The 4342-nt window shown below is 70.4% G+C and carries 3 protein-coding genes; all 3 read right to left on the bottom strand.

Going from position 1 to position 4342, the window contains the following annotated elements; genetic code table 11:
* Positions 1–33: 33 nt before the first annotated feature.
* Positions 34–2886, bottom strand: a complete 2853-nt coding sequence (locus JWR81_RS33220) for a vitamin B12-dependent ribonucleotide reductase (protein ID WP_297661870.1) — start codon at positions 2884–2886, stop codon at positions 34–36.
* 333 nt (positions 2887–3219) lie between these two features.
* Complete coding sequence (gene nrdR, locus JWR81_RS33215) at positions 3220–3684, bottom strand: transcriptional regulator NrdR (protein WP_297661868.1); 465 nt, start codon at positions 3682–3684, stop codon at positions 3220–3222.
* Positions 3685–3864: 180 nt separating this feature from the next.
* On the bottom strand, positions 3865–4342 hold a 478-nt coding region (locus JWR81_RS33210), incomplete at its 5' end, for a LysM peptidoglycan-binding domain-containing protein (protein ID WP_297661866.1).

Here is a 4342-nt window from a genome sequence, read left to right as displayed (position 1 = left end):
CTCGCCAGGGGGACACGGTGGAGATGGTCATTTTCAGCTGCAGCCGCTGGTGGAGCCGCAGCCCTCGCACAGGTAGCAGCTGCCCGCCGGGCGCATCTTCGTGCCACAGGTCATGCACAGCGGAGCGTCGGCGGCCTTGCCCATGCGCAGCTCGAGCAGCTCGGTGGAGCTGCCGACCTCGACCGGTGCCGGGGAGGCACCGACCGGTCGGGCGGGGGCGTGCTCGGTCTCGACGCCCGTGCGCAGGCCCTCGACGTCGACCTGCCCGTAGTTCGCCGCGTAGTCGGTGCTGTCGACCTGCGCGGTGCGCTCGTCGGCCGAGAAGATGCCCAGCTGGGCGCGCTTCTCCGCCGGCAGGTGGTCCAGCGCGAGCCGGCGGAACAGGTAGTCCAGCACGCTCGTGGCGATGCGGACGTCCGGGTCGTCGGTCATGCCGGCGGGTTCGAAGCGCAGGTTGGAGAACTTCGAGACGTAGAACTCCAGCGGGATGCCGTACTGCAGGCCCACCGAGATCGACATCGAGAACGCGTCCATCACACCCGAGAGCGTCGAGCCCTGCTTGCCGAGCTTGACGAAGATCTCGCCGAGGCCGTCGTCGGGGTAGGAACCCGCGGTGAGGTAGCCCTCGGCGCCGCCGACGGTGAACGAGATGGTCTCGCTCGGGCGCTTCTTCGGCAGCCGCCGGCGCACCGGACGGGCCTCGACCACGACCTCCTTCTCGCCGCCGCCGGAGGACTTGGCCGACTTGCCCGCCGACAGCGGCTGGCCGACCTTGCAGTTGTCGCGGTAGATCGCGAGCGCCTTGAGGCCGAGCTTCCAGCCGTCCATGTAGACGCGCTCGACGTCCTCGACGGTGGCCGTCTCCGGCATGTTGACCGTCTTGGAGATGGCGCCCGACAGGAACGGCTGCACCGCGGCCATCATCCGGACGTGGCCCATGGCGGCGATGACCCGCTCGCCCATGGCGCAGTCGAACACCTCGTAGTGCTCGGTGCGCAGCCCCGGGGCGTCGATGACGTGGCCGTGCTCGGCGACGTACTCGACGATGGCCTCGACCCGCTCGGGCTGGTAGCCGAGACGGGTGAGCGCGCGCGGCACCGTCTGGTTGACGATCTGCATGGAACCGCCGCCGACCAGCTTCTTGAACTTGACGAGCGCGAGGTCCGGCTCGATGCCGGTGGTGTCGCAGTCCATCATCAGGCCGATGGTGCCGGTGGGCGCCAGCACCGAGGCCTGCGCGTTGCGCCAGCCGTTGCGCTCGCCGATGGCGAGGCAGTCCTTCCACGCGATCGTCGCGAGCTTGTGGATGCTGCTGCTCGCCGGGAGCGTGCGCACGGCGTCGTTGGCCGCGGCGTGCTTGCGCATGACGCGCTGGTGCGACTCGGCGTTGCGGGCGTAGCCCTCGTAGGTGCCGACGACGCCGGCCAGCTCGGCCGAGCGCTTGTACGCCGCGCCCGTCATCAGGGAGGTGATGGCGCCGGCGAGCGAGCGGCCGCCGTCGGAGTCGTACGCATGGCCGGTGGCCATCAGCAGCGCTCCGAGGTTGGCGTAGCCGATCCCCAGCTGGCGGAACTTCCGCGTGGTGTCACCGATCGGCTCGGTGGGGAAGTCGGCGAAGCAGATGGAGATGTCCATCGCGGTGATGATCAGCTCGACGCACTTCTGGAAGCGCGCGGCGTCGAACTGGCCGTCGTCGCCCAGGAACGTGAGCAGGTTCAGCGAGGCGAGGTTGCAGCTCGAGTTGTCGAGGTGCATGTACTCCGAGCACGGGTTGGACGCGGAGATGCGGCCCGACTCGGGGCAGGTGTGCCAGTCGTTGATGGTGCCGTCGTACTGGATGCCAGGGTCGGCGCACTCCCAGGCGGCCTGCGCGATGGTGCGGAACAGCTTCTTCGCGCCGACCTTCTCGATGATCTCGCCGCTCATCCGGCCGCGGAGCCCGAAGTCGGTGTCGGCCTCGACGGCGCGCATGAACTCGTCGGTGACGCGGACGGAGTTATTGGCGTTCTGGTACTGCACCGAGGTGATGTCGGAGCCGCCGAGGTCCATGTCGAAGCCGGCGTCGCGCAGCACGCGCACCTTGGCCTCCTCCTTGGACTTCGTGAGCACGAACTCCTCGATGTCGGGGTGGTCGACGTCGAGCACGACCATCTTCGCGGCGCGGCGCGTGGCGCCACCGGACTTGATGGTGCCCGCGCTGGCATCGGCACCGCGCATGAACGAGACCGGCCCGGAGGCGGTGCCGCCCGAGGACAGCAGCTCCTTCGACGAACGGATGCGCGACAGGTTCAGGCCCGCGCCGGAACCGCCCTTGAAGATCAGCCCCTCCTCGCGGTACCAGTTGAGGATCGACTCCATCGTGTCGTCGACGGCGAGGATGAAGCACGCGCTGACCTGCTGCGGCGAGCTGGTGCCGACGTTGAACCAGACGGGCGAGTTGAAGCTGAACACCTGGTGCAGCAGCATCCAGGTGAGCTCGTGCGCGAAGATCTCGGCGTCGGCCGGGGTGGCGAAGTAGCCGTTCTCGACGCCGCAGCGGTGGTACACGCCCACGACCCGGTCGATGAGCTGACGCAGGCTCGACTCGCGCGTGGCCGACCCGACGGCGCCCCGGAAGTACTTGCTGGTGACGATGTTGGTGGCGTTGACCGACCAGGACGACGGGAACTCGACGCCCCGCTGCTCGAAGTTGACCGTGCCGTCGCGCCAGTTGGTCATGACGACGTCGCGGCGCTCCCAGGTGACCTCGTCGTAGGGGTGCACCCCCGCGGTGGTGTGGATCCGCTCGACGGTGAGCCCGGCGGGGCGCGCCTGCTTGGCGGGCGCCTTCTTGCCGCGTCCCGAACTGGGCTCTCCGGACGTGGTGGTGCCGACGGTCTCGGTCATGGACGATCCTCTCCTCCGGCGCCGGCGGGCTGGGTCCGTCGGAACCGCGGTGCTCTGGTGCTGGGTGCTGTGCTGATGCTGTGCGGTACTGGGTGCTCTGCGGTGCTGGGTGCTCGTGATGTGCGTGCGGCGTGCTGTGCGTGCACACGTGCAGGGCTGGCCGGGCCACGGCGGCGGTGCCGGGCGGGGCACTCGTACGGGGACGGTGCTGACGGGACGTCCTGATCGAGCGGGCTGACGTGCGTGTCATCAGGTGGTGCGGGCGAGTGCGGCCCGGTCAGAGCAGAACTGGTAACTAGGGGCTGATCATGACGAGCTGGTCACGACGAGCCGTCACGACGAATCCGGGGATCCGTCGGGACCACGGAGATCGGCGATCTCCTTCGCGAAATCCTCTATCGAGGAGAACGAGCGGTAGACGCTCGCGAAGCGCAGGTAGGCCACCTCGTCGAGATCGCGCAGCGGACCGAGGATGGCGAGGCCGACCTCGTGGCTGGGCACCTCGGCCGCACCACCGGCCCGCACCGCCTCCTCGACGCTGTGGGCCAGCTGCTGGAGCGCGTCCTCGTCGACGGGCCTCCCCTGGCACGCCCTGCGGACGCCACGCACGACCTTCTCGCGGCTGAACGGCTCCGTGACCCCGCTGCGCTTGACGACGGCGAGCACCGACTCCTCGACCGTCGTGAACCGCCGCCCGCAGGCGACGCAGGAACGGCGACGGCGGGTGGCCTGCCCGTCGTCGACCTCGCGGGAGTCGATGACGCGGCAGTCCGAGTGCCTGCAGAACGGACAACGCACGGATCAACCCCTTCCCCCGGTGTGGGTGCGATCCGGACCTTCAGACCCCACCCGTGGACCAACAAGGGGAGTTTAACCACAACATGTAGGGGCAGGGGAAGCCGGAGGCCCCTCTACTACCGGCGTGTCGTCCGAACGTGCGGCACAGCCGGAACGCCCCGGCACGGCGCGTGCGGAGCGTCATCCCACGGGCACCCGCAGCACCTGCCCGGGACGCACCTGCACCGATGTGAGCGAGTTGGCGGTGACGATGCGCTCCACGACGGCCGACAGCTCCGCCCCGGTGGCCCCGGGAACCGCCCGCTCGGCGATCGCACCCAGTGAATCGCCCGCCGCGACGGTGACGATGATCTCCGCAGGAGCCGCCGCGACGACGCCGGGCGACGGCGTTCCGGCCGCGCGCACCACCGACGCCGCGTCGGCCAGCAGGCCCAGCCCGACGACGACGGCCGCCGCGACGAGCGCGACCACCACCCCCGCGACGGCGCGGCGCACGCGGTACCGGAGGGCGAGCGGGGGGGCCGCCACGACGGGGCGCCGGGCCAGCACACGCTGCCCCGGCCGCTGCGGCACCCCGTGGCAGAGCGGCCGCTCCACCTGGGCGGGCCGCACGGCCACGGCGACGACACCCGGCCGCACCGGGCGCGGGCCCGGGGAC

The sequence above is a fragment of the Pseudonocardia sp. genome (assembly GCF_025965585.1).
Taxonomy (GTDB): domain Bacteria; phylum Actinomycetota; class Actinomycetes; order Mycobacteriales; family Pseudonocardiaceae; genus Pseudonocardia.
Note: the sequence above shows the minus strand (reverse complement) of the source record. Positions and strands in the feature narration are given on the sequence as shown.